The organism is Sphingomonas sp. GW821-FHT12D09, assembly GCF_058807215.1.
In genome coordinates this window covers 264,214-288,862 of record NZ_JBXAQL010000004.1, presented here as the reverse complement: position 1 = coordinate 288,862, position 24,649 = coordinate 264,214, and the positions used below count along the sequence as shown (strand labels likewise).

The window sequence follows — 24,649 nt, the reverse complement described above, 5'->3', positions numbered from 1 at the left end:
ACGCATTAGGGCGGCCCGCGGTTCTTGGGCAAGCGATAGTGACGGCTGTAATCAAGCGATTTGAAGAGATGTGGGCGAACGGCGTGCTGGGACAGCTGGTGCGCTTCGGCATCGTCGGCCTAGCATCGACCTTCGTCTATTCCGCCGTCTACTGGCCGCTGGCTACCTATGCGATCCCGCCGGTGCTCGCCTCGATCGCGGGTTTCCTGGTCGCGGTGGTGTTCGGCTGGGTCTTCCACAGCCGCTGGAGCTTCAAGGGGCACGAGGCCGAGGGCGGCGTCGGCACCCAGTCGAAGTTCCTGGCAGTCCAGTCGGTCGGCATGGCAATGAATGCCTTCTTCACCTGGCTCTTCACCGGGCCGCTCCACGAGCCGACCTGGGTACCGCTCATCCCCGTGATCTTCGTCACGCCCGTCGTTACCTTCGCGCTCAACCGCTATCTGGTATTCAAGTAAGATGGACCGCATCGTCTACGAGCGCATGGCTGCGCATGACACCACGCACTGGTGGTATCGCGCGCGCCGCGAGATCCTGGCGGACTATCTGAAGCGCTATGCCGAGGTGCCCGCGGGCGCGCGCATCCTCGAGATCGGCTGCGGTACCGGGCACAATCTGCCGATGCTCGCCCAGTTCGGCGAGATCGACGCGATCGAGATCGACGAGACCGCCGCCGCCCAGGCGAGCGAGCGGCTGGGCAAGAAGGTCGGCTCGTCGCCGCTGCCCGAGCTCGCCGGTGTCGAGAACGACAGCTACGACATGGTCGCGGTGCTCGACGTGATCGAGCATGTCGAGGACGATGTCGCGGCGCTGCAGGCGATCGCGCGGGTGCTCAAGCCCGGCGGCAAGATCCTGATCACCGTGCCGGCGCACCAGTGGATGTGGAGCGCGCATGACGTGGTGAACCACCACAAGCGGCGTTATTCCAAGGCCTCGCTCGCCGCATCGCTGGAAAAGGCGGGGCTGGGCTGGCGCAAGCTGCGCTGGTTCAACTCGCTGCTCTTCCCGGTGGCGGTCGCGGCGCGGCTGTTCGGCAAGCTGACCGGCAAGGACGACAGCGACGATTCGCCGCCGCCCAGGGCGCTCAACGCGGCGTTCGAAGCGGTGTTCGGGATCGAGCGGCACCTGCTCGGCCGGCTGCCGATGCCGCCCGGCCTGTCGATCATCGTGCTGGCGGCGCCGAAGTAACCCGCCTTCCCGGCTTTCGCCGGGATGACGGTTACTTGTCGTCGGCGAACTCGCGCGCCTCGGCGCTGTCCTCGAAGCGATAGCCGAGCCTGGCATGGCCCATCACCGGGCCGGCGACATCGGCGACGATGTAGAGCGGGCGGTGCTTCGATTCGACATAGAGCCGGCCGAGATACTCGCCGATCATGCCGAGCACGAACATCTGCACTGCGCCAAGCACGACGACGACGAGCATCAGCGAGGTCCAGCCGGGGATAGCCGCGCCCATCAGGAAGCCGGCGACGATGTAGAGCACCAGCAGCGCGGACAGGCCGGTCAGCACCAGGCCGACATGGCTGGCGAAGCGCAAGGGCGCGGTCGAGAAGCCGGTTATCGCGTCCAGGGCGAAGCGGATCATCTTGCCGAGCGGGTATTTGCTCTCGCCGGCGAGGCGCTCATGGCGGTCATAGGGGAAGGGCACCTGGCGGAAGCCGACCCAGGCGACCATGCCGCGGATGAAGCGCGCCTGCTCGGGCAGCGACAGGAACGCGTCGAGCGCGCGCCTTGTCATCAGGCGGAAGTCGCCGGTGTCGAGCGGGATCGGCGTGTCGGTGATCCGGTCGAGCATCCGGTAGAAGAAGGCGGCGGTGATCTTCTTGAAGATCGTCTCGCCGTCGCGCTTGCGGCGCACGGCATAGACGACGTCGGCGCCCTGCGAGCGCATCGCTGCGCGCATGTCGGTGAGCAGCTCGGGCGGATCCTGCAGGTCCGCGTCGATGATCAGTATCTCCTCGCCCGAACACAGGTCGAGGCCCGCGGTGAGCGCGAGCTGGTGGCCGTGGTTGCGCGAGAGGTTGATCGCGACGAGGCGCGGATCGGCGGCGGAGATGCGCTGCATCACTTCCCAGCTCTTGTCGCGCGAGCCGTCGTTGATCAGCACGATCTCGTAATCGTCCCCCACCGCGCCGCGCGCGGCGGCGGAGACGCGGCCGTGCAGCGCTTCGAGGCACGCCTCTTCATTGTAGCAGGGAATGACGACGGAGAGCTTGGGACGCTTTTGCATGACCGGACGCTCTAGCGTTGCGGCAGGCCGCCGTCGAGAAGGGGATTATCCCCCCGCGCGATCGACGAGGTCCCGCAGGAAGAGCAGGTGCTCGGCAAAGGCGCGGCGGCCCTCGGCGGTGATCGCGACCAGGGTGCGCGTGCGCTTGCCCACCGGCTCTTTCTCGATCGCGATGTACCCCGCCTTTTCCAGCGTCGCGAGATGCGCGCCGAGATTGCCGTCGGTCGCCTGGGAGATGGCCTTGAGCCGCGCGAATTCGAGCTGCGCGCCCTTGGCCTCGGCATCGAGTGCGGCGAGGATGCGCAGCCGCGGCGTCTGGTGGATGATCTCATTGGGGATCATCGCTCAGGCCCGCGCCAGCGGTCAGGTCCCTCTCTCTCTCTCTCTCTCTCTCTCTCTCTCTTTCGTTACGGGGTTGACGCTCCCGCCGCGCCCGCCTAACGCAATCGCAATTGAGAGTCAGTTGCATTAGCAGAAGGAAGTTCAGGGCATGCGCGGGTATATCGGGGTGGGGATCAGTCTTTGGGCACTTGCAGCGGCGATGCCGGCGCTGGCGCAGGACCAGGACAAGAAGCCGGCCGAGGAGGATTCGACGATCACCGTCACCGCTACGCGCATCCCGACCGATGTGAAGGACGTGCCCGCCACCGTCACCGTGATCGACGACAAGAAGATCGCCGACCAGCTCGTCACCGACATCAAGGACCTGGTCCGCTACGAGCCGGGCATCAGCGTGCCGCGCGGGCCAACGCGCTTCGGCGCGGCGCTGGGCGTCACCGGGCGCGCGGGCAATGAAGGCTTCATCGTCCGCGGCATCGGCGGCAACCGCGTGCTGATCCAGGTGGACGGCGTGCGCGTGCCCGACGGCTTCACCTTCGGCGCCCAGTCCTCGGGCCGCGACTATGTCGATGTCGGGCTGGTCAAGTCGGTCGAGGTCCTGCGCGGCCCGGCATCGGCGCTGTACGGCAGCGACGGCCTGGCCGGTGCGATCAGCTTCACCACCAGCGATCCCGCCGATTTCCTGGGCGGCGACAAGAAGGTCGGCGGCCTGGTCCGCGCCGGCTACAGCTCGGCGGACAACGAGTTCGCCGAGACCGGCATCCTCGCCGGCCGCTTCGGCGATCTCTCGGCGATGCTCTCCTATACCCGCCGCGATTTCCGCGAGCTCGACAACAAGGGCAGCGTGGGCGGTACCGGCGCGGCGCGCACCGAGCCCAATCCGCAGGACGGCCAGTCCAACGCCGTGCTCGGCCGCATCGTCTATGAGCCCGACAGCTCGAACCGCTTCCGCCTGACCGGCGAATATCAGGACAGCAAGGTCTACACCAACGTGCTGACTGGGCTCAGCACCACGGTCGACCTGCTCCAGGCGCATGACAGCACCAAGCGCGGCCGCATCGCCGGCGACTGGTTCTGGAAGGGCGACGGCCTGTTCGACCATGCCCGGATCAGCGCCTATTGGCAGGACGGCGAGAACCGCCAGTTCACCGACGAGGACCGCACCCCCGCGGCCGATCGCGAGCGGCTCAACACCTTCGAGAACACCGTGTTCGACGGCTCGGCCGAAGTCGGCATGCGCTTCGACACCGGCGCGGTGACGCACCGCGTGCTGTTCGGCGGCGACATCAGCAAGACGCACCAGGAAGGGCTGCGCGACGGCGTGGTGCCGCCGGCCGGCGAGACCTTCCCGACCCGCGCCTTCCCCGAGACCAACTACATGTTGGCGGGTGCGTTCGTCGCCGACGAGATCGCGTTCGGCCCGCTGACGCTCTACCCGGCGCTGCGCTTCGACGCCTATGACCTTTCGCCCGAAGCCGACCCGCTGCTCCCCGCCTTTGCCGGCGCGGCGCAGTCCGGCTCGCGCATCTCGCCCAAGCTGGGCGCGGTGCTCAAGCTGGGCGAAGAGATCCGCTTCTTCGCCAACTATGCCCAGGGCTTCAAGGCGCCCGAGCCGAGCCAGGTCAATCAGTTCTTCTCCAACCTCGCCTTTGGCTACACCTCGCGGCCCAACCCGAACCTGCGCCCCGAGACCAGCGAGAGCTGGGAAGCCGGCTTCCGGCTGAACAGCGGCGCGGTGGGGCTGAACGTCACCGGCTTCCTCTCCAACTATGACGACTTCATCTCGCAGGAAGTGACGAGCGGCGGCTTCACGCCCGCAAACCCGGCGGTCTACCAGTTCATCAACCTCGACAAGGTGGAGGTGAAGGGTGCCGAGGCGACCTTCACGGCGACCGCGGGCAATGGCCTGTTCGGCAAGATGGCGATCTCCTATGCCAAGGGCGACGTGATCGACCCGAGCGGCGCGCGCTCGCCGCTCTCGACGGTCGACCCGCTCAAGCTGGTCGTCGGTCTCGGCTACCGGGCGCCGGACGGCGGCTTCGGCGGCGACGTGACAGCGACGCACAGCGCCCAGAAGGAGCTGAGCGCCACCACCGGCGTATGCACCGGCACCTGCTACACGCCGGGCGCTTTCACGATCCTCGACGCGACGGCATTTTTCCGAGTGACCCAAGAGCTGACGCTGCGCGCCGGCGTGTTCAACCTCTTCGACGCCAAATACGCCTGGTGGAACGACGTGCGCGGCCTGCCCAGCACGTCGACCGTCAAGGACGCCTATACCCAGCCGGGCCGCAACGGCTCGGTCTCGGTCAGCTACCGCTTCTAACGTCAACCGCTTCTGAGGACCAAGATCATGAAGCTGCTTCTACCAATTGCCCTGTTGTTGTTCGCGCCGGCGCCCCTGCTTGCCCAGGGCGCGCCGGCCTCGGCGGTCAAACCGGCCTTCGAGGCGGACCGCGCCGACATCCTGGCGATGGCGGGCACCTACAAGGTGAAGTTCGACATGCAGGAGAGCACCTCCTGGCGCGCCGACTATACCCCGATCCCGGTCAAGGTGTCGGGCGGCAACGAAGTCGTCCGGGTCATCGAGGACAATGGCAGGATGATCCGGCTCCAGCATCTCCTCGTCGTCGACATGGGCGACGGCAAGAAGATGGTGATCAAGCATTGGCGCCAGGACTGGCAGTACGAGCCGGCCAAAGTGCTGGTCTATTCGGATCGCGACGCCTGGACCTGGGCCGACGTGCCCGCCGCCGAGCGCAAGGGCGCCTGGTCGCAGACGGTGTACCAGGTGGACGACAGCCCCCGCTATGGCGGCTGGGGCAAGTGGACCGCGGTCGGCGGCCAGCGCCGCTGGGAGTCGAACCGGACCTGGCGGCCGCTGGCAAGGCGGGATGCGGTGCGCGGGCCGGTCTATGACCGCTATCTGGGGGTCAACCGCCATGCCATCTCGCCGGCCGGCTGGATCCACTGGCAGGACAATCTCAAGATGGACGGCACCGACACGCCCGTCGTCCAGGAATATGTGCTCAACAGCTATACCCGCTTCGGCGATTTCGACGTGAAGGCAGCGGATGACTATTGGGCGGCGACCAAGGGCTATTGGGCCGCGATCCGCGCCGAATGGGATCGCATCGCCGCGGCCAAGCACGGCATCCGGGTCACCGAGGAAGCCGATCACGGCACCGTGATCGCCGGCCGGGTGCTCGAGATCGCCGACGAGATCCAGCAGGGCAAGACCAGCGAAGCCGAGGCGATCAAGACCGCCAAGGCACTGATGGACCAGGCGACCAGGGCCGCGAACTAAATTCCCCCCTCGGGAAAGGCCCTCTGTCCTTGGTCGGAGAGGGTCGGGGCGAGCCGGACGGAACCCAAGCCCGTCCGGCTCGCCCCTTTTTTTGTTTTGCGGTGGGATGATGTTCAACCGGGTGGTTGAACGATTCGTTGAATCTCTTGATAGTCTCACGTGTGTGAGAACGACGTTCAACCGAGTGGTTGAACATCGTGCTGGTGACGACTCGACGCTGAGAAAGAGCCCGTCCGGGGTGACAGGCGAAATCCTATTTTGGAAGGAGCGTTTTCGCGGGCCTGCAGAGTCGGCCGGGCGCCCGTTCCATTCGAGAGCCGATCGCCTATACGGGCGTCATGACCATTGCCGCCAGCGCGCGCAGCGCCTTGAGAGATGCGACCGCCGGACATCATGACCGCGTCGATGCGATCTTCTCGACCGCGAAATTGCGCGATCGCGCCGCCTATGCGCAGTTCCTCCGCGCCCAGGCGGCGGCGCACATCCCCGCGGAACGCGCGCTCGAGCGTGGTGGGATCGCGGAGCTGGTGCCGGACTGGCCGGCGCGGCGGCGCACCGCCTTGCTCGAAGCCGATCTCGCGGAACTGGGCGAGCGCATGCCGCCGCCGGCGGGCGATCTCGTCTTCGAAGGCGAGCCGGCTTTGCTCGGCGCGCTCTATGTCCTCGAAGGCTCGCGGCTGGGCGGAGCCGTGCTCAAGCGTGCGGTGCCGGACGATTTCCCGGCGCGCTTCCTGGGCGGTGTCGATTCCTCGGCCTGGCGATCGCTGCTGGCGATGCTGGATGCGCGCCTGGGGGGCGAGGAAGCGCTTCGACAGGCGATCGAGGCCGCGGCCGCCCTGTTCACTGCGTTCGAAATCGCCGGGCGGACGCATCTGCAGGGCGCCCGGAGCGGAGCGCTTGCGCCAGATTAATGCCGGCGGGCTTGCCAGGCCTTAGGCTTCCTCGCGCTGGACGCGACGGCTGCCTACCCACCGATTTGCAACCGAAATGATCCGCGGGCGTTACCAAAGCGCCAGACCGGCTTCGGCCATCCGACGACATGGGGTATGCGTGGCTGAATTCGAAAAGGTCGATCTGACCAACTGCGACCGCGAACCCATTCACCTCCTCGGCGCGATCCAGTCTCCCGGTTTCCTCATCGCGGTCAGCACCGACTGGATGATCGCGCGGGTGTCGCGAAACATCCGCGACCTGCTCGGCTTTGGTCCCGAAGACCTGATCGGCAATCCGCTCGCCGATTACGTGCCGGCGGCGCTGCTGCACGACCTGCGCAACAAGATTTCCTATCTGAGCGAGCCCGACATGGTCGAGCGGCTGTTCGGCTGCCAGATCGGCACCTCGGGCCAGCCCTATGACGTCGCGGTGCATTTCTCCGCCGGCCAGATCATCATCGAGGCGGAGCCGGGCACGGCCGCGGGCAGCGACGCCACCAATGCCGTCCGCGCGATGATGTCGCGGCTAGACCGGACCCGGGACATGACTGCCTTCTACCGCGAGGGCGCGCGGCAGGTGCGGGCGTTGCTCGGCTATGACCGCGTCATGGTCTACAAATTCGCCGAGAGCGGCGCCGGCGCGGTCGTCGCCGAGGCCTGCAAGTCCGGCATCGGCAGCTTCCTGGGGCTGAACTACCCGGCTAGCGACATCCCGCGCCAGGCCCGCGCGCTCTACAAGCGCAACCTGGTCCGCGTGATCCGCGATGTGAGTGCAGAGCCGGTGCCGATCGTCCCCGAGGTCGATGCGGCGGGCAGGCGGCTCGACCTGTCGCTGTCGATCCTGCGCTCGGTCTCGCCGATCCATATCGAATATCTCAAGAACATGGGCGTCGCCGCATCGCTGTCGATCTCGATCGTGGTCGATGACGAGCTGTGGGGCATGTTCGCCTGCCATAATTACTCGCCGCGCTCGCCGACTTTCGAGCGGCGCTCGGTGTGCGAGCTGTTCGCGCAGATGTTCTCGATGCGGCTGGAATCGCGCGAGCGCCGGCTGATCGGCGAATATGAGCAGCGCGCGCGCGACATATCGGACCAGCTGCTCGGTGCCGTCGCTTCGGACGAGACGCTGCTCAACGATCCCGACTGGCTCGGCGATATCCTGACCAGCGCGATTCCGGCCAACGGCGTCGGGATCTGGATCAATGGCAATTACGCCTTTTCCGGCTCGACTCCGCCTACCGAGGATTTCCGCCGCATCGTCCGCGCCCTGAACGGCCTGGCGGCGGGGCGCGTCTATACGACCGACCATATCGGCAGCCTGATCGAGGATGCCGGTGGCTTCGCCGCGAGCGCCGCCGGGTTGCTCGCGATCCCGATCTCACGCTCGCCGCGCGACTATGTCGTGCTGTTCCGCTCGGAGCTGAAGCAATCGGTGCGCTGGGCGGGCGATCCCCACAAGCCGACCGAATATGGCCCCAACGGCCCGCGCCTGACGCCGCGCGAAAGCTTCGCGGAATGGCAGGAAACCGTCGAGGGCCATGCCGAGCCGTTCACCGCCGCGGAACTGCGCGTCGCCGAGACGCTGCGCGCGACCCTGATCGAAGTGGTGCTGCGCCTGGCGGACGAAGCCGCCGCCGAGCGCCGCCAGTCGACGGCGCGCCAGGAGATGCTGATCGCGGAGCTCAACCACCGCGTCCGCAACATCCTCGGCGTGATCCGCGGCCTGATCCGGCAGTCGCAGCCGGACAATGACGAAGTGAAGGAGTTCGTGCGGCTGGTCGACGGGCGCATCCACGCGCTCGCCCGCGCGCACAACCAGATCACCGACGACCATTGGGGCCCGGCCCCGCTCGCGGCGATGATCGATGCGGAGGCGGCCGCCTTTGCCGCGACCCGCCAGAGCGCGATCATCTCCAAGGGCGATCCGATCCTGCTCAACCCGCAGGCCTATTCGACCATGGCGCTGGTCATCCACGAGCTGGTCACCAACTCGACCAAGTACGGCAGCCTGTCGGGTGAAGGCGAAGTCCATATCGACTGGTCGCGCGATCACACGGGCGACCTGGTGCTGGTGTGGCAGGAAGTAGGCGGCCCGCCGGTGTCGCCGCCCAAGCGCAAGGGCTTCGGCACGACGATCGTCAACCGCTCGGTCCCCTATGATCTCGGCGGCCGGGCGCGCATCGACTATAATCCGGACGGCGTGCGCGCGCAGTTCTGCATTCCCGCCCGGCATGTGTCAGAGCCCAAATCCTATGGCGGCACGCAGATCCGCGTCCCTCGCCCGGCGGTGTCGAGCCAGCATCCGGTCGATCCGTCCTTCCTTGGCGAGAAATCGATCCTGCTGGTCGAGGACAGCCTGATCATCGCGCTCGATGCCGAGGATATTCTCGACCGCTTCGGTGCCACGGTGAACACCGCGTCCACGCCCGAGGCAGCGCACAATATCCTCGACCAGGAGCGCGTCGACTTCGCGATCCTGGACATCAACCTCGGCGACCAGACGAGCTTCGGCGTCGCGGACCGGCTGACCGAGCTCGGCATCCCCTTCTTCTTCGCGTCGGGCTATGGCGAGCAGGCGAGCCTGCCGATGGACCACCGATCGGCGACCGTGGTGCAGAAGCCGTACACGACGCACAATATCGCCAAGGCGATCGACGACCTCTTCGGATAACGGGGCTCAGCCCGCCGGCGCGTGGATCTCCGCGATATAGCCGCCGGGGAAGCGGACGATCGCCGAGATGCGGCCGGGTTCGGCATGCGGCGCGACCAAGGTCTCGACGCCGGCGCTGCCGGCGCGGGCGAGGGTCGCGGGGAGGTCGGCGACTTCATAGCCGGTCATCTCGCGGCCATAGGGCCAGGGCAGCTGGTTGTCGGAGACGAACACGGTCATGCGGCCATAGCCCGAGGTCAGGCGGATGCGGCGATAGGTCTTGCCGGGCTGGCCGATCTCGATCCCCGGCGCGGCCTTGTCGTCGGCGGTGATGCGGGCATGCGCATAGCCGGTCCAGGCACGCAGGAAGGCCGGCGCTGCCTCGGGCGTCAGGTAGATCCGGTTCTCCTGCACCGTCGTCTGGGCCGGGTAGCTCGGTTTCTGGGTGTGCCAGTAGAATTGCATGTTCACCCCGCCCGGCCATTGCACCACGACGTCGCGCCCGATCGGATCGGGGAAGCTCGCGATCAGGCGGGTGGCGCCGTGGCGCTGCGCGGAGGCGACCGCCGCGTCGATGTCGGTGACGAGATAGCCGGTGCGCTCGGCGCCGAACGGGTAGGGGATCGGCGTCAGAAAGCCGAAGACGGAGAAGGAGCCGGCGGGGGTGAGGATCGCCTGCGACAGGGTCTTGCTGCTGGTCGGGGTTACCTGGAAGGCGCCCTTCTTGGTCGGGGTGCCGCCAAAGGTCGCGACCACGCTGGCGACGAAGCGGTCGAAGTCGGCCGGCGCGACATAGACATGCGTCGTGTCGTACTGCGGGCCTACCGCATATCCCGCCGGCGCCTGCTGCGCGATGGCGGCGCCGGGCGTGGTTGCGGCCAGCACGACGGCGAGGAGGAGGAGACGGTTGAGGCGCATGCTGGGCTCCGGGACGAGAAGGGGAGAAGCCCGTCCCGTCTGTGGGAGGCAATGCTGCCTGCCAACCCACCCAAAAGGGTTAGCTGGGCGACGGGAACGCCGAGGCTTCCCGCCTGACTCCCCTGTCTTGCAGGGAGGGAAAACTGGATGGAAGTCGGCCCTAGGCCCGCTCGGCCGAGCTCACAGCGTCCGCCGCGCGCAGGGCTGCGAGCAGCCGCATCAGGTGCGCGGCGTTGCGCACTTCCAGGTCCATCGTGTTGGTGTGGAAGGTCGTGTCGCGATTATCCATGCGCAGGCCGAGGATGTTGGCCTTGTGCTGGCCGATCAGCGTGGCGATCGCGCCGAGCGCGCCGGGCTCGTTCTTGAGGGTGATCTCGATCTGGGCGACGCCGCCCTCGGCCTTGTCGCCCCAGGTGAGATCGACCCAGTCCTCCTCGCCGGTGTCGGCCAGGCTGGGGCAGTCGATGCGGTGGACCTCGATCGGCTCGCCGGCGCGGCGGATGCCGACGATGCGGTCGCCGGGGACGGGGCGGCAATCGGCGGAGAAGTGGAACGCCACGCCGGGGGTGAGGCCCTTGATCTCGATCGCGTGCTGCTGCGGTGGCAGGTCGTGGACGTCCTCGCCCTCGGTCGAGCCGGGCATCACCGCTTCCATCACCTGGAAATCGGTGAACTGGCGGCGGGCGATCGCTTCCATCAGCGCGGCCTCGTCCTGGAGCTTGAGGCGCTTCAAGGCATCCTTGAGCGCACCTTCGCCCGGCGGGGTGGGCAGGCGCAGCACGATCTCGTCATAGAGCTTGCGGCCCAGCGCGATCGATTCCTCGCGCTCCTTGTGGCGGATATGGCGGCGGATCGCGGCGCGCGCCTTGCCGGTGATCGCGAAGTTGAGCCAATTGGCCTGGGGGTCCTGCGCCTTGGAGCGCAGGATCGCGACCTGGTCGCCCTGGGCGATCTCGGTGCGCAGGGGCACGACGCGGCCGTTGATCTTGGCGCCCACCGCCTGGTCGCCCAGGTTCGAGTGGACCGCATAGGCGAAGTCGATCGGCGTCGCGCCCTTGGGCAGCTGGATCAACTCGCCCTTGGGGGTGAAGGCGAAGATCCGGTCCTGGTACATCGCCATGCGGGTATGCTCGAGCAGCTCCTCGGGGCTCTCGGCATGTTCCAGGATCTCGATCAGGTCCTTGATCCAGCTGACCTGGGTATCGGGGCGGACGTTGCTCGCCTTGTAGGCCCAGTGCGCCGCGAGGCCGAACTCGGCCTGGGCATGCATGTCGCGCGTGCGGATCTGGATCTCGATGCGCGTGTCGCCGGCATGGATGATGCTGGTGTGGAGCGAGCGATAGCCGTTGCGCTTGGGGGTGGAGACATAGTCCTTGAACCGGCCCGGGACCATCGGCCAGCGGCGGTGGATCACGCCCAGCGCACGGTAGCATTCCTCCTCGGTATCGACGATCGCGCGAAAGGCCATGATGTCGCTGAGCTGCTCGAGCGACACATGCCGCTCCGACATCTTCTTCCAGATCGAATAGGGGTGCTTCTCGCGCCCGGTGATCTCGGCCTCGATGCCGCCGCGGGACAGCAGGAGTTTCAGGCCCGAGGCGATCTTGGCGATGCGGTCCTCGCCCTCGACCTTCAGGCTGTCGAGCCGCTTGTGGATCGATTCATACGCTTCGGGCTCGAGCTCCTTGAAGGCGAGCGTCTGCATCTCCTTCATGAACTCGTACATGCCGATCCGCTCGGCGAGCGGGGCGTAGATATCCATCGTCTCGCGGGCGATGCGCTTGCGCTTGTCGGGGTTCTTGATGTGGACCAGCGTGCGCATGTTGTGCAGGCGGTCGGCCAGCTTGACGAGCAGCACGCGGACATCGTCCGACATGGCGAGCAGGAACTTGCGCAGGTTCTCGGCGGCGCGCTCGCTCTCGGTCTGCGCTTCGATCTTGGAGAGCTTGGTCACGCCGTCGACCATGCGCGCGACATTGTCGCCGAACAGGCGCTGGATGTCCTCGGGCGTGGCGACGGTGTCCTCGACCGTGTCGTGCAGGATCGCGGTGACGATCGTCTCGTCGTCGAGGTGCAGGTCGGTGAGGATGCCGGCCACTTCGATCGGGTGGCTGAAATAGGGGTCGCCGCTGGCCCGCTTCTGGGTGCCGTGCGCGTTGACCGAGAAGACGTAAGCCCGGTTGAGCATGGCTTCATCGGCATCGGGGTCGTAGCTCAGGACCCGGTCGACAAGTTCATATTGGCGCAGCACGGGTTCTAGATGGGGCGCGCCGCTGTTGCTTTGCAATAAAATTGAGCGCGATCCGGGATTTTCCGGACCGCGCTCAACATTTTACCTGAACGGGTGTGGCGCGGGCGCCAGCTCAGTGCGCCTTGGCGTTGCACTTCTCGAGGCTGGCAGCGTCGAATTCGGCGCCATTGGCGCGGAAGGCCGAGAGCTTGCCGACTTCGCGGGCAACCAGTTCGCAGACGATGCCGTCACGCGCATTGGCCTTGGCGGCGATGCAGGTGCCTTCGCCGCACTTCCACAGCGTCGAGCGGGTGACGACGCTGGCCTTGGCCGGCGCGCTCACCGGGGTCGCGGCGTAATAGCCGTTCGTGGCACCCTGCGCGATGCCGGCGGCGGGGACGAGAGCCAGCGTGGCCGCGGCCGCTGCGGCGAAAAAGCGGGTCATGGGAAATCCTCCTGGGGATCTGAAAACATGCAGCATAAGCCGCGACTCATTGTCTAATTGACAACAAGGTAAGTTGCAACCAGAAACTATTGCTGCAATGCAAGATGTTACGCCATTCCGTAACGTCCGCTTTTGCTTTAGGGTGACAAGTCATGGGTGGTGCCATTCGAGAATCGCTGCGGCAGCTGGCGAATGACTGCAGTCTGCCGGCGGCGCTGGAGGCGATGGGGGAACGCTGGTCGTTCCTGATCCTGCGCGGCTCGTTCAACGGGCTGCATCACTTCGAGGAATTCCAGAGCGAGCTGGGCATCGCGCGCAACATCCTGGCCAACCGGCTGGCACGGCTGGTCGACAAGGGCATCCTGAACCGCGAGCCCTGCGCCGACGATCGCCGCAAGATCGAATACCACCTGACCGACAAGGGCTATGCGCTGCTGCCGGCGATGGTTTCGCTCAGGCAATGGGGCGAGCGCTGGGAGACCGGCGTCCAGGCCTTCCCGGTGCTGGTCGACGCGCGCGACAGCCGGCCGATCCAGACGGTGCAGGTGCTTAGCCATGACGGGCGCGCGCTGGGCAAGGGCGACCTGCTCTGGGCGCTGCCGGAGGATGTGGTGCGCGATGATGATGCAGTCGAGGTGAAGGCGGCGGAGTAGAATTCCCGTCGATAGCTCGCCCCTTTTGATCGCGAGCGTTATTAAGCAACGATATTTTGCATTGCGAGGCACAAAAAGCAGGCGGAGCTGCTTATGCCAGCTCCACCTTCAGTGTCCGTCCAACGCTTTTTGCTGCGCGAGCCAGTGTTTCAAGTGTCACATTGTGTTCGTTCGGATCAAGCACTCTATCGAGCTGCTTCCGGCTGGTTTGCATTCTTTCTGCCATGGCAGCCTTCGTGAGGCCATGATCTTTCATGGCTCCACGAAGGGCGTCAGCAATCACTTGCTTGATCGCCATGACGGTGACTTCTTCACGAATGCCATCCTCATCCAGAAGATCGTTCAGGCTCGTAAAGTTGCTAGGATCTCTAGGACCCTGCTTCTCCACCATTTTTACTCCTTAAAACTCACTCCGCCTCTTATCCGCCAGATCGATGTCAGACTTTGGCGTTGTTCGTGTCGTTTTGATGAAAGCGTGAACAACGATGATCTGCTGACTGTTGGCATCAAAAAAGTAGAGCAACCGAACCTCCCGTTTGGAGGGGACGGTACTTCGAAGCTCCCAGATAGGTCCTTTGATATGCTTGCAGAGAGGCGGGCCCATAGGGTAGCCGATCTGCAGTCTCATCAAGTCGGTACCAATAACCTCGCGGTCATCGCCGGGAAGCGATCGAATGAAATCCGCTACAAGCTGATTGCCATTAGCGGTCTGAAAGAATGTAACCTTCTTCATATCTTCGCCTTTCGAACATTCTATTTCTCATAAGCATCTCCTTTTTTGTGTGCGGCGGGATTGCCGCGTGTTTGCCCGTCAGAGGGACTTTATCCGGACCACCGCCCGGTGATGACGATGTGTCATATATGATGCATTTTGTCAATCCCGCATGTTCGTCCGCGAATGTCATGATAAGGGGGCAGGGTGGTCGCCCGCATTGCTACGCCGCGCATCAGATCCAGCGAAAATAGCAGGCAGGTCAGCCGCCCAGCCCCTCCAGCCGTGCCCGCACATTCTCCGGGATCGGCTTCGACTTGCGCGTTGCCAGGTCGACATGGACGCTGACCATCTCGATCTCGGTATGCAGTTCGCCGGTATCGGCGTGGCAGAGGTCGATGCGCATCGTCATGCTGGAATTGCCGACGCGCTCGACGCGGGCGAAGCTTTCGACCATGTCGTCGAACACGAAGGGCTTCTTATAGTCGATCCCGGCACGGACGACGTTGAACTCGGCGTCGAGCCAGTCGGGGCCGATGTCGTCGAGCGCCGCCCAGCGCCAGAATTCGCTCAAGGTAACGTCGGCATATTCGAGATAGCGCGAGTTGAAGACGATCTTCTGCCCGTCGATCTCGGAATAGCGGACGCGGAAGCGCGTGGAGAATGGGAAGCCGGGGCGCATCGGGACCGGTTGGCTTGGTGGCGACGCGAGGTCAACTATTCACCTCGTCCCCGCGAGGGCGGGGATCCAGCGCCAAGCAGTACCGGCAGGACAGAGTGACCCTGGATCCCCGCGTTCGCGGGGATGACGGTTAAAGTGGGGTCCCTAGAACAGCAGCCGCGCGCCGACGATCGCCAGCACCGTGGCAAGGATCGGGACCAGCACCTTGTCCGACACGCGCGTCGCGACCAGGCTGCCGACGACGATGCCGGGGACCGAGCCCAGCAGCAGCGCGAGCAGCAGGCCCAGGTCGACCGAGCCCAGCGCCCAATGGCCGATGCCGGCTATGAAGGTGAGGGGTACGGCATGGGCGATGTCCGATCCGACCAGCCGGGCGACCGGCGCCTTGGGATAGAGGACGAGCAGCGCGGTCATGCCCAGTGCGCCGGCGCCCACCGAGGTGAGCGAGACGAGCGTGCCGAGCACCGCGCCGAGCAGCATTGTCGCCCAGCCGATCCGCCCCGCATCGACATTGGCGAAGCGCGGACCGAGCGCCGCGACGATGCGGCCGCGGAACAGGATGGCGATGGCGGTGAGGATCAGCGTGACGCCGAGGATCAGCGATATGAGCTGGGCCGAGGCGCCGGGCTTGCCGTGGGTCCAGGCGAGCCAGACGAGGGTGGCGATCGTCGCCGGCACGCTGCCGGTGGCAAGGCGGCGCACCACCTTCCAATCGACCGAGCCGCGCCAGCCATGCACCGCGGTGCCCGCGGTCTTGGTCGCCGAGGCATAGAGCAGGTCGGTGCCGACCGCAGTCGCCGGATGGAAGCCGAAGGCGAGCACCAGCAGCGGCGTCATCAGCGAGCCGCCGCCGACGCCGGTCAGCCCGACGAGCAGGCCGACCAGCACGCCAGCCAGCGAATAGAGCGGATCGATATGCGGCACGTTGTGGAGCCTCAGCCCGCCTTTGCCGCGGTGTTGACGCCCATCGACTTGAGATATTGCTTCACGTTGCGCGCAGCCTGGCGCAGGCGCTGCTCGTTCTCGACCATCGCGATGCGCACGAAGCCCTCGCCATTCTCGCCGTACCCGACGCCCGGCGCGACCGCGACCTTGGCATGGGTGAGGAGCTGCTTGGAGAATTCCAGGCTGCCGAGATGGGCGAGCGCGGGGGGCAGCGGCGCCCAGGCGAACATCGATGCGGGCGGGGAGGGGATCTCCCAGCCGGCGCGGCCGAAGCTCTCGACCAGCACGTCGCGGCGCTTGTGATAGAGCTGGCGGTTGGCCTCGACGATGTCCTGCGGACCATTCAATGCGGCGCAGGCGGCGGCCTGGATCGGCGTGAAGGCGCCGTAATCGAGGTACGACTTCACGCGGGTCATCGCCGCGATCAGGGTCTTGTTGCCGACCGCGAAGCCCATGCGCCAGCCGGCCATCGAATAGGTCTTGGAGAGCGAGGTGAACTCGATCGCGACGTCCTTGGCGCCCTTGACCTGGAGGATCGACACGGTCGGCTTGCCGTCGAAATAGAGCTCGGAATAGGCAAGGTCGGAGATGATCCAGACCTTGTTCTCCTTCGCCCAGGCGACCAGGCGCTCGTAGAATGCGAGGTCCACCGTCTCGGCGGTCGGGTTTGACGGGTAGTTGACCACCAGGATCGATGGGCGCGGCACGGTGAACGCGATCGCGCGCTCGAGGCTCTCGAAATAAGCCTCGTTGGGCGTGGTCGGCACCGCGCGGATCGTGGCACCCGCGAGGATGAAGCCGAAGGTGTGGATCGGGTAGCTCGGGTTGGGCGCGAGCACGACGTCGCCCGGCGCAGTGATCGCGGTGGCGAGGCTGGCCAGGCCTTCCTTCGAGCCCATCGTCACGACGACTTCGGTCTCGGGATCGATGTCGACACCGAAGCGGCGGGCGTAATAATTCGCCTGGGCACGACGCAGGCCCGGAATGCCCTTGGACTGGGAATAGCCATGCGCGTCGGGCTTCTGTGCGACTTCGACCAGCTTCTCGATCACATGCGGTGGCGGCGGCAGGTCCGGATTGCCCATGCCGAGATCGATGATGTCCTCTCCCGCCGCACGCGCCGCTGCCCGCATCGCATTCACTTCGGCGATGACATAGGGGGGCAGGCGCTTCATGCGGTAGAATTCTTCGGACATTTCCTCGTCTTTCGGGAATTGGAGCGCGACACGATCTTGTGCCGTGGGCATCTCCTACGCCATGTTCTCCCCTGCGGGAATGACGAGTTGCCTGTGGTGCGCTAAAGCGGCGCTTGGAGAGGATGAGCATGGCCGAGACGACGACCCCGCCGATTCCCGACCTCGAAGACCTGCAGCACTGGACCTGGGTGCTGGGACGCGCGCAGCAGATGATGCTGGAGCAGGGCTTCGACTTGATCGAGCAGATGCCGAGCGCTGCGGCGCCTTTCGCGATGTTCGACCCGACCGCGGCGGTGAAGGCGACCACCGATTTCTGGTCGGACACGATGAAGCTTTGGCAGCGCTTCCTCGACCCACAGCATGCCGCGCCCTTCGAGGAGACGCCCGAGCAGGCGCGCGACAAGCGCTTCAAGGCGCCGCAATGGCGCGAGGAGCCGGTGTTCGACTTCCTGCGCCAGAGTTATCTCGTCATCGCCGACCATATGCTGCGCGGCGTCGATGCGCTGGACGGCGTGGATCCGCGGCAGAAGGAGCAGATGCGCTTCGCGACCAAGGGGCTGCTCGATGCGATGAGCCCGACCAACTTCCCGGCGACCAATCCCGAAGTGCTTGAGAAGATCGTCGAGACCAAGGGCGAGAGCCTGCTCAAGGGCCTGCAGAACATGATGGCCGACATGGCCAAGGGCCAGATGACCCAGACGGCGGAGGGCGTGTACGAACTCGGCCGCAACCTGGCGATGACGCCGGGCAAGGTGGTCAAGCGCACGCCGCTCTACGAGCTGATCCAATACGCCCCGGCGGAGGGTGCGAAAGAGGTATACGCGACGCCGCTGCTGATCTTCCCGCCCTGGATCAACCGCTATTACATCCTCGATCTCAACCCGGAGAAGAGCTTCATCCGATGGGCGGTGGAGCAGGGGATCACCGTGTTCGTCGTCTCGTGGAAGTCCGCCGACGCGACGATGAAGGACGTGGTGTGGGACGATTATGTCGAGGACGGGCAGATCGACGCGATCGACACGGTGCGCGACCTGCTCGGCGTCGAAGGGGTGCATGCGATCGGCTATTGCGTGGCGGGCACCACGCTGGCCGCGACGCTGGCCGTGCTGCATGCGCGCGGTGAGGCGGAGAAGGTGAAGAGCGCGACCTTCTTCACCGCGCAGGTCGATTTCGCCGATGCCGGCGAGCTGACCATGTTCGTCGATGACGAGCAGCTGGCGATGATCAAGAGCCTGGGCAGCGAGGGGTTCCTCGACGGGCGCTATATGGCGGCGACGTTCAACCTGCTGCGCGGGCGCGACCTGATCTGGAACTACGTCACCAACAATTACCTGATGGGCAAGGACTATGCCCCGTTCGACCTGCTCCACTGGAATTCGGACGTCACCAACCTGCCGGCGCTATGGCATTTGAGCTACCTGACCGACCTGTACCGCGACAACAAGCTGGTCCAGGCGGGCGCGCTGGCGATCAACGGGACGCCGCTCGACCTGTCGAAGGTCATGACCCCCACCTATGTCCAGGCCGGGCGCGAGGACCATATCGCGCCGGCGCAGAGCGTCTGGAAGATCACCCATTATTTCAAGGGACCCTTGAAGTTCGTGCTCGCCGGATCGGGGCATATCGCCGGCGTGGTCAACCCGCCCTCGGCGCAGAAATATCAATATTGGACCAATTCGGAGAAGGTCGACTCGCTCACCGAGTTCCTTGCGGGAGCAAAGGAAACCCAGGGGAGTTGGTGGCCCGACTGGATCGAATGGCTGGACGGCCTCGACGCGGCGAAGGTGCCGGTGAAGGGCGCCCGGGTGCCCGGCAAGGGCAAGCTCGAGGCGCTGGAGGATGCGCCGGGAAGCTATGTCCGGATGCGCTGAGGCCGGCGCGTTCCCTAGCGTAAAAGCACTTTTTGTGCACTGCACAATAACCCTTGCAATCCCTGTCGGCTGAGCTTACATGCTGCATCGCAGCAATAGCTTTATGGGGAAGGCAGATCATGGCCACCAAGGGACCGAAGACCGGCGCGCCCAAGCGCACCGCTCCGAAGCCTGCGGCGCGCGCCAACGCCGCGCCGAAAGTAGCTGCGCCCAAGGCTGAGAAGCCCGCGCCGGTGAAGGCTGCCGAGACGATCGTCGAAAAGATCGTACCGGCTCCCGTCGTCATCGAGCCGGTCCCGGTCCTTGAGGCAGCACCGCAGGAAGTGACTGAAACCATCGAAGCCGTGATCGAGACCCCCGCCGAGTTGATCGTCGAGGCCGTCACGGAAACCGCAACCACCGCCGCGGAGGCCGTCGAAGAGACCGTCGCCGCGCCGGCAGTGAAGGAAAATGTGATGACCACGATCGAAAACGCGACCGGCAAGGCCCAGGCTCTGTTCGCTGACTGGAATGACCGCACCAAGGCCGCCGTCGAGAAGTCGACCAAGCTGGTCGAGGAAGCCAATGACTTCGCCAAGGGCAATGTCGAGGCGCTGGTGGAGTCGGGCCGCATCGCTGCCAAGGGCTTCGAAGGCCTGGGCCAGGACGCCGCCGAATATAGCCGCAAGAGCTTCGAGACCGCGACCGCGGCGCTGAAGAGCTTCTCGTCGGTCAAGTCGCCGGCCGATTTCTTCAAGCTGCAGAGCGATTTCTTCCGCACCTCGTTCGACTCATACGTCGCCGAGGCTTCGAAGAACACCGAGGCGCTGATCAAGCTCGCCAGCGACGCGGCCCAGCCGCTGTCGAACCGCGTTGCCGTCGCCGCCGAGAAGGTGAAGACCGCGGCGTAAGCCTGGTCCTCCGGCCCGCCGGCGCAAGCCGGACAAGTGGCGTGGAGAACATGGATCGGGGCGGCTGTTCCTTCGGGAATGGCCGCCCTTTCCATTTGCCCGTTCCCAATCAGGGTCTGCGCGAAGTGCGTGGCCTTGCCCTTCGGGACCGGAACCCATATTTTCCGCAGCGTGACCAATCCCGTGACATTCAATATCCGCATGGCCGAGGACGGCAACGACGACGAGCGGGGCAATGATCCCAATGTCGGCCTTGCCACGCGTACCCGCACGCGGACCAAGAAGCCGACACCGTACCGCGTGCTGATGCTCAACGACGACTACACGCCGATGGAGTTCGTCGTGCTGTGCCTGCAGCGCTTCTTCCGGATGAACATGGAAGAAGCGACGCGGGTGATGCTCCAGGTCCACCAGAAGGGCGTCGGCGTGTGCGGCGTGTTCAGCTATGAAGTGGCGGAAACCAAGGTCGCCCAGGTGATCGAGTTCGCACAGCAGAACCAGCACCCGCTCCAGTGCACGCTGGAGAAGGCGTAGGCACGCCATTCCCCTCCCTGGAAGGGAGGGAACTTTGGGTAGCGCGATCGTTACACCCCTGCCTCCGTAGCAACCCGCGTAGGCGCTTTTCCGGGAAATACCGCCCTACGGGCTACCGCTATAACGCCCTCAGTTCCTGAGAACCGGGGGGTTTTTGGGCGGGAACGGGGCCGGACGGCGCGACTTGTCATCGCAGACGTCCGGCCCTCCTCATTTCCGGGCCTCTCCGAAACGCCGGTCAGCCTGCCCTGGGCAGCCAGCCGAGATCGAGCCCTTCATAGCGATTGACGTAATTGGCAGCGCGGGCGAGCGCGCGCTCGTCGACCAAAGTCACGCGGCCATTCTCGCGGGCGATCAACCCTTCTTCCTCGAGCTGGCGCAGCATCCGGTTGACGTGGACCGCGGTGAGCCCGGTCGCGTCGCCCACTTCCTCCTGGGTCAGCCCCAGCGTGAAGGTGTCGGTGACGCTCTTGTCGGTCGCCTTCAGCCGGTTGCGCAGCTCGATGAGCAGCGCTGCGACCCGCGCCTTGGCGCTGGTGCGGCCGAGCGCGGCGAGCCGATCGGTGAGTGCCACCCGCTCGATCTGCGAATGGACCAGCACCATCGCCGCCAGCCGGGGGTGGGCGAGCATCAGCTCGGACAATGCGCCGCGATCGAACGGGCTGACCACGCAGTCCGACAGCGCGGCCAGCGTCTCGGTCGCTTCCTGATAGACTGCGCTGGAGATGCCGAGCATGTCGCCGGGGAAGAGGAAGCGCAGGATCTGCCGGCTGCCATCGTCGAGCAGCACATAGCTCATCATCATGCCCTTGCGCAGGATGTAGAGCTCGTTGCAGCCCTCATTCTCGCGCTGCAGCACCGCCCCGCGGCGCACCGGCCGCTGGCGTTCCTCCAGTTTTTCGAGCGCCTGTTGCTCGACCGAAGTAAGGTCGATCAGTTCGCTCAGCCTTTCCGCGAAACAACTGCCGGACACGCGATGGCTTCCCCCCAACACATCCGATGCAAAGCAGTCCAATTGAATCAACGCATTAAAGTCGATCAAGCCCGACATATTCGGAGCGCCCTTGCGTGCAGCGGGCGAGCGATTAGAAGCCCGGCATGGACCGTATTCTCATTCGCGGCGGCAAGCGCCTCTCCGGCAAGATCCCCGTTTCCGGGGCGAAGAACGCCGCGCTCACCCTGATGCCCTGCGCGCTGCTCACCGACGAGCCGCTGACGCTGCGCAACCTGCCCCGCCTGGCGGACGTCGACAGCTTCGGGCACCTGCTCAACGAGCTGGGTGCCTCGACTTCGATCGAAGGCACGCGGCCCACCGATTTCGGCCGGGTGATGACGGTGCGCGCGGGCAAGCTGAGCTCGACGGTCGCGCCCTATGACATCGTCCGCAAGATGCGCGCCTCGATCCTGGTGCTCGGCCCGCTGCTCGGCCGCGCCGGCGAGGCGACGGTGTCGCTTCCCGGCGGCTGCGCGATCGGCAACCGCCCGATCGACCTGCACCTGAAGGCGCTCGAGGCGATGGGTGCCGAGATCGAGATCGCCGCCGGCTATGTGAAGGCCAGCGCGCCGGGCGGGCGGCTAAAGGGTGGGCGATTCAGCTTCCCGGTGGTTTCGGTCGGCGCGACCGAGAATGCGTTGATGGCGGCAGTGACGTGCAAGGGCACGACGGTGCTCGACAATGCAGCGCGCGAGCCGGAGATCGTCGACCTGTGCAATCTGCTCGTCGCGATGGGCGCGCATATCGGCGGCATCGGCACCGAGCGGCTGGAGATCGAAGGCGTCGATCGCCTGCACGGCGCGACCTATGCGGTGATGCCCGACCGGATCGAGGCGGGCAGCTATGCCTGCGCCGCAGCGATCACCGGCGGCGATGTCGAGCTGGTCGGTGCCGTAGCGGACGACATGCGCGCGACCCTGGACGCACTGGTCCAGGCCGGCGTCACGGTCGAGGAGAAGAAGACCGGCATCCGCATCGCCGCCAATGGCCCGCTCAAGCCGCTGACCTTGTCGACCGCGCCCTTCCCGGGCTTCGCCACCGACATGCAGGCGCAGTTCATGGCGATGCAGCTGGTCGCCGAAGGGGCCAGCGTGTTCACCGAGACGATCTTCGAGAATCGCTACATGCACGTGCCCGAGCTGGCCCGCATGGGCGCGCATATCGATGTGCGCGGACGTACCGCCGTGGTGCACGGGCCGGCCAGGCTGGTCGGCGCCCAGGTGATGGCGACCGACCTGCGCGCCTCGATGAGCCTGATCCTCGCGGGCCTGGCAGCCGAGGGCGAGACCCAGGTCAACCGCGTCTATCACCTCGACCGCGGCTATGAGCGGCTCGAGGAGAAGCTCCAGGCGGTGGGCGCGGATATCGAGCGCGCCGGCGACGGCTGAGGCCATGCGGAGGCGGCGCCTGAAGCTCGCGGCCGGATTGGCCGCGCTGCTGCTGGTCCTTGTCCTGGCCGGAAACTGGTTCCTCGCATCGATGATTGCCCGAGGCCACGCTTCGGCGATCGCGCCGGTGCCGCCACCCGCGCAACAGGTGCGGCTGACCGCGCGGGACGGCGTGACGATCGCCGGCACCTATTGGCCGGGGCGCAGGCCCGATGCGCCGGCGGTGCTGCTGCTCCACGGCGTCGGCGCTTCGCGCAACCAGACCGTGCCGGCCGCCGAAGCGCTGGTGGCGCAGGGCTATGCCGCGCTCGCCATCGACCTGCGCGGGCACGGAGAATCGACGATCACCGACCATAGCTACGGCCTTGACGAGGGGTTGGACGCGCGCGCGGCATTCGACTGGCTCAAGGCGCGGCAGAACGGCGCGAAGACGGCGGTGATCGGCATCTCGCTGGGCGGCGCGGCGGCGCTCGTCGGGCGCGACGGCGCCGTGCCCGCCGATGCGCTGGTGCTGGTCGCGGTGTTCCCCGACATCCGCCACGCGATCTACAACCGGATGGCCGCGATGCTGACCCCGGTGGGCGGCATGATCGGCGAGCCGTTGCTCAGCTTTCAGTCGCTTCCGCGCTACAGTGTGTGGCCGGAACGGATCGCCCCGGTCGCGAGGATCCGCGATTTCCGCGGGCCAGCGTTCGTGATCGGCGGTGCGGAGGATCGCTACACCCCGCCGGCCGAGACGCGGGCGCTTTACGAGGCCGCGCCGAACCGCAAAGGGCTGTGGCTGGTGCCTGGGCTTACCCATGGTGCGGTGAGCAATTTGCACGATGCGGAATGGGCGCGCCGCGTGGGCGGCTTCCTGCGCGAGACGATCGGCGCGCCCTAACTCCGCTATTCGACGAAATCGGTGCTGCGGGTGACCGGTTCCCAGCGGTCGATCTCGTCGATCACCGCATCGAGCTTCTCGCGGGCACGGCGGAGCGCGTCGCTGCCGAGCAGCAGGTGGAGCGGCGGATGGGCCGCGTCCGCCAGTTCGAGGATAGCCGCGGCGGCGCGGCGCGGGTCGCCGAGTTGCTTTCCCGCCATTGCCGACAGCGCCGCCGCCGAACGGCCGGCCGATTCGGCATAGGCTGTGTCGGCGCCAGTCTTGCGGATCGAATGGTCCGACAGGAAATCGGTCCGGAATGCCCCGGGCGCCACGGCGGTGACATGGATACCGAGTGGCGCGACTTCCTGGGCGAGCGCCGCCGACAGGCCCTCGAGCGCGAACTTGGCCGCGGCATAGAGGCCCGATCCGGAATTCGGGGCGCGGCCCGCGATCGACGTGACGTTGACGATATGCCCGGCTCCCTGCGCCCGGAGATGCGGAAGCGCGGCGCGGATCAGGCGGAACGGGCCGAAAAGATCGACGTCGAACAGGCGGGCAACCTCAGCATCGCCTGCCTGCTCAATCGCGCCGATAAGGCCGTAGCCGGCATTGTTGACGATCAGGTCGATCCGTCCCGTGAGCGCGAACGCCTGCTCGATGGTCGAGGCGATCGCGGCCGGATCGGCCATGTCGAGTGAGAGCGTGTGCAGCGTGCCGGCGCCGATCTCCAGCGTGGGCGCCGCGCCGCGAACGGTACCGATGACGGTATCGCCGCGTGCCAGCGCCGCCTGAGCGAGGGCGAGGCCGAGCCCGCGCGAAATTCCAGTGATGAGCCAAGTCTTCATGATGTGATCTCCTTCCGCGCAGGAGA

Annotated in this window: 24 protein-coding genes; 12 read left to right on the top strand and 12 right to left on the bottom strand. The window is 66.0% G+C overall.

All coding sequences use genetic code 11. The annotated features are described in order from the left end of the window. Positions 1–38 precede the first annotated feature (38 nt). A complete protein-coding gene (locus AC1RPL_RS18610; protein WP_493071461.1) occupies positions 39–455 on the top strand; it encodes a GtrA family protein in 417 nt (138 codons plus the stop codon). Between the two features lies 1 nt (position 456). Next, positions 457–1,185 (top strand): class I SAM-dependent methyltransferase, encoded by a 729-nt coding sequence (locus AC1RPL_RS18605; RefSeq protein ID WP_493071460.1) that lies wholly within the window; start codon positions 457–459, stop codon positions 1,183–1,185. Between the two features lie 31 nt (positions 1,186–1,216). On the opposite strand, the gene AC1RPL_RS18600 is transcribed toward AC1RPL_RS18605, so the two are convergent. Then, the gene (locus tag AC1RPL_RS18600) at positions 1,217–2,227 is read right to left on the bottom strand and encodes a glycosyltransferase family 2 protein (protein WP_493071458.1); all 1,011 of its coding nucleotides are present in this window, start codon (positions 2,225–2,227) and stop codon (positions 1,217–1,219) included. Between the two features lie 45 nt (positions 2,228–2,272). Beyond that, the gene (locus AC1RPL_RS18595; protein WP_493071456.1) at positions 2,273–2,569 is read right to left on the bottom strand and encodes a transcriptional regulator; all 297 of its coding nucleotides are present in this window, start codon (positions 2,567–2,569) and stop codon (positions 2,273–2,275) included. Positions 2,570–2,717: 148 nt separating this feature from the next. Between AC1RPL_RS18595 and AC1RPL_RS18590 the strand changes: the two genes are divergently transcribed. The 4 genes from AC1RPL_RS18590 (at position 2,718) to AC1RPL_RS18575 (ending at position 9,476) form a co-directional block, all read left to right on the top strand. Beyond that, entirely contained in the window at positions 2,718–4,892 is a 2,175-nt protein-coding gene (locus tag AC1RPL_RS18590) for a TonB-dependent hemoglobin/transferrin/lactoferrin family receptor (protein ID WP_493071454.1), read from the top strand. A 27-nt stretch (positions 4,893–4,919) separates the two neighbouring features. Next, complete coding sequence (locus AC1RPL_RS18585) at positions 4,920–5,873, top strand: DUF6607 family protein (protein WP_493071452.1); 954 nt, start codon at positions 4,920–4,922, stop codon at positions 5,871–5,873. A gap of 338 nt (positions 5,874–6,211) precedes the next feature. Beyond that, positions 6,212–6,784 carry a biliverdin-producing heme oxygenase gene (locus tag AC1RPL_RS18580; protein ID WP_493071450.1) on the top strand — a complete coding sequence of 191 codons (573 nt, stop codon included), beginning with the start codon at positions 6,212–6,214 and terminating at the stop codon, positions 6,782–6,784. 139 nt (positions 6,785–6,923) lie between these two features. Continuing rightward, a complete protein-coding gene (locus tag AC1RPL_RS18575; RefSeq protein WP_493071448.1) occupies positions 6,924–9,476 on the top strand; it encodes an HWE histidine kinase domain-containing protein in 2,553 nt (850 codons plus the stop codon). A gap of 6 nt (positions 9,477–9,482) precedes the next feature. On the opposite strand, the gene AC1RPL_RS18570 is transcribed toward AC1RPL_RS18575, so the two are convergent. The 3 genes from AC1RPL_RS18570 to AC1RPL_RS18560 form a co-directional block, all read right to left on the bottom strand. Continuing rightward, entirely contained in the window at positions 9,483–10,373 is an 891-nt protein-coding gene (locus AC1RPL_RS18570) for a VOC family protein (RefSeq protein WP_493071446.1), read from the bottom strand. A 160-nt stretch (positions 10,374–10,533) separates the two neighbouring features. After that, positions 10,534–12,624, bottom strand: a complete 2,091-nt coding sequence (locus AC1RPL_RS18565) for a RelA/SpoT family protein (protein ID WP_493071444.1) — start codon at positions 12,622–12,624, stop codon at positions 10,534–10,536. A 112-nt stretch (positions 12,625–12,736) separates the two neighbouring features. Then, a complete protein-coding gene (locus tag AC1RPL_RS18560; protein WP_493071442.1) occupies positions 12,737–13,048 on the bottom strand; it encodes a CC_3452 family protein in 312 nt (103 codons plus the stop codon). A gap of 152 nt (positions 13,049–13,200) precedes the next feature. On the opposite strand from AC1RPL_RS18560, the gene AC1RPL_RS18555 reads away from it, so the two are divergent. After that, positions 13,201–13,701, top strand: a complete 501-nt coding sequence (locus AC1RPL_RS18555) for a winged helix-turn-helix transcriptional regulator (RefSeq protein WP_493071441.1) — start codon at positions 13,201–13,203, stop codon at positions 13,699–13,701. Positions 13,702–13,792: 91 nt separating this feature from the next. Here AC1RPL_RS18555 and AC1RPL_RS18550 read toward each other — a convergent pair whose 3' ends face one another. The 5 genes from AC1RPL_RS18550 to AC1RPL_RS18530 all read right to left on the bottom strand — a co-directional run bounded on the left by AC1RPL_RS18550 (position 13,793) and on the right by AC1RPL_RS18530 (position 17,236). Further along, positions 13,793–14,092: a Fis family transcriptional regulator gene (locus AC1RPL_RS18550; protein WP_493071439.1), complete on the bottom strand. Its 300-nt coding sequence runs from the start codon at positions 14,090–14,092 to the stop codon at positions 13,793–13,795. A 9-nt stretch (positions 14,093–14,101) separates the two neighbouring features. Continuing rightward, positions 14,102–14,434 carry a type II toxin-antitoxin system RelE/ParE family toxin gene (locus tag AC1RPL_RS18545; RefSeq protein ID WP_493071438.1) on the bottom strand — a complete coding sequence of 111 codons (333 nt, stop codon included), beginning with the start codon at positions 14,432–14,434 and terminating at the stop codon, positions 14,102–14,104. 241 nt (positions 14,435–14,675) lie between these two features. Further along, on the bottom strand, positions 14,676–15,095 hold the full coding sequence (locus AC1RPL_RS18540; protein WP_493071436.1) for an acyl-CoA thioesterase: 420 nt from the start codon (positions 15,093–15,095) through the stop codon (positions 14,676–14,678). A 144-nt stretch (positions 15,096–15,239) separates the two neighbouring features. Then, positions 15,240–16,019, bottom strand: a complete 780-nt coding sequence (locus AC1RPL_RS18535) for a sulfite exporter TauE/SafE family protein (RefSeq protein WP_493071434.1) — start codon at positions 16,017–16,019, stop codon at positions 15,240–15,242. An 11-nt stretch (positions 16,020–16,030) separates the two neighbouring features. Then, the gene (locus AC1RPL_RS18530) at positions 16,031–17,236 is read right to left on the bottom strand and encodes an LL-diaminopimelate aminotransferase (protein WP_493071432.1); all 1,206 of its coding nucleotides are present in this window, start codon (positions 17,234–17,236) and stop codon (positions 16,031–16,033) included. A 122-nt stretch (positions 17,237–17,358) separates the two neighbouring features. On the opposite strand from AC1RPL_RS18530, the gene AC1RPL_RS18525 reads away from it, so the two are divergent. From AC1RPL_RS18525 to clpS, 3 genes are all read left to right on the top strand, one after another. Beyond that, complete coding sequence (locus tag AC1RPL_RS18525; protein WP_493071431.1) at positions 17,359–19,107, top strand: PHA/PHB synthase family protein; 1,749 nt, start codon at positions 17,359–17,361, stop codon at positions 19,105–19,107. Positions 19,108–19,226: 119 nt separating this feature from the next. Continuing rightward, positions 19,227–19,997: a phasin family protein gene (locus AC1RPL_RS18520; RefSeq protein ID WP_493071429.1), complete on the top strand. Its 771-nt coding sequence runs from the start codon at positions 19,227–19,229 to the stop codon at positions 19,995–19,997. Between the two features lie 201 nt (positions 19,998–20,198). Next, complete coding sequence (gene clpS / locus AC1RPL_RS18515; protein ID WP_493071801.1) at positions 20,199–20,531, top strand: ATP-dependent Clp protease adapter ClpS; 333 nt, start codon at positions 20,199–20,201, stop codon at positions 20,529–20,531. 238 nt (positions 20,532–20,769) lie between these two features. On the opposite strand, the gene AC1RPL_RS18510 is transcribed toward clpS, so the two are convergent. Next, on the bottom strand, positions 20,770–21,504 hold the full coding sequence (locus AC1RPL_RS18510) for a Crp/Fnr family transcriptional regulator (RefSeq protein ID WP_493071428.1): 735 nt from the start codon (positions 21,502–21,504) through the stop codon (positions 20,770–20,772). A gap of 125 nt (positions 21,505–21,629) precedes the next feature. On the opposite strand from AC1RPL_RS18510, the gene murA reads away from it, so the two are divergent. Both murA and AC1RPL_RS18500 read left to right on the top strand, forming a co-directional pair. Beyond that, positions 21,630–22,913, top strand: a complete 1,284-nt coding sequence (gene murA / locus AC1RPL_RS18505) for a UDP-N-acetylglucosamine 1-carboxyvinyltransferase (RefSeq protein ID WP_493071426.1) — start codon at positions 21,630–21,632, stop codon at positions 22,911–22,913. 4 nt (positions 22,914–22,917) lie between these two features. Continuing rightward, positions 22,918–23,796: an alpha/beta hydrolase gene (locus AC1RPL_RS18500; RefSeq protein WP_493071424.1), complete on the top strand. Its 879-nt coding sequence runs from the start codon at positions 22,918–22,920 to the stop codon at positions 23,794–23,796. Positions 23,797–23,801: 5 nt separating this feature from the next. Here the strand turns inward: AC1RPL_RS18500 and AC1RPL_RS18495 are convergent, their stop codons facing one another. Then, positions 23,802–24,623, bottom strand: a complete 822-nt coding sequence (locus AC1RPL_RS18495; protein WP_493071422.1) for an oxidoreductase — start codon at positions 24,621–24,623, stop codon at positions 23,802–23,804. Positions 24,624–24,649: the final 26 nt, after the last annotated feature.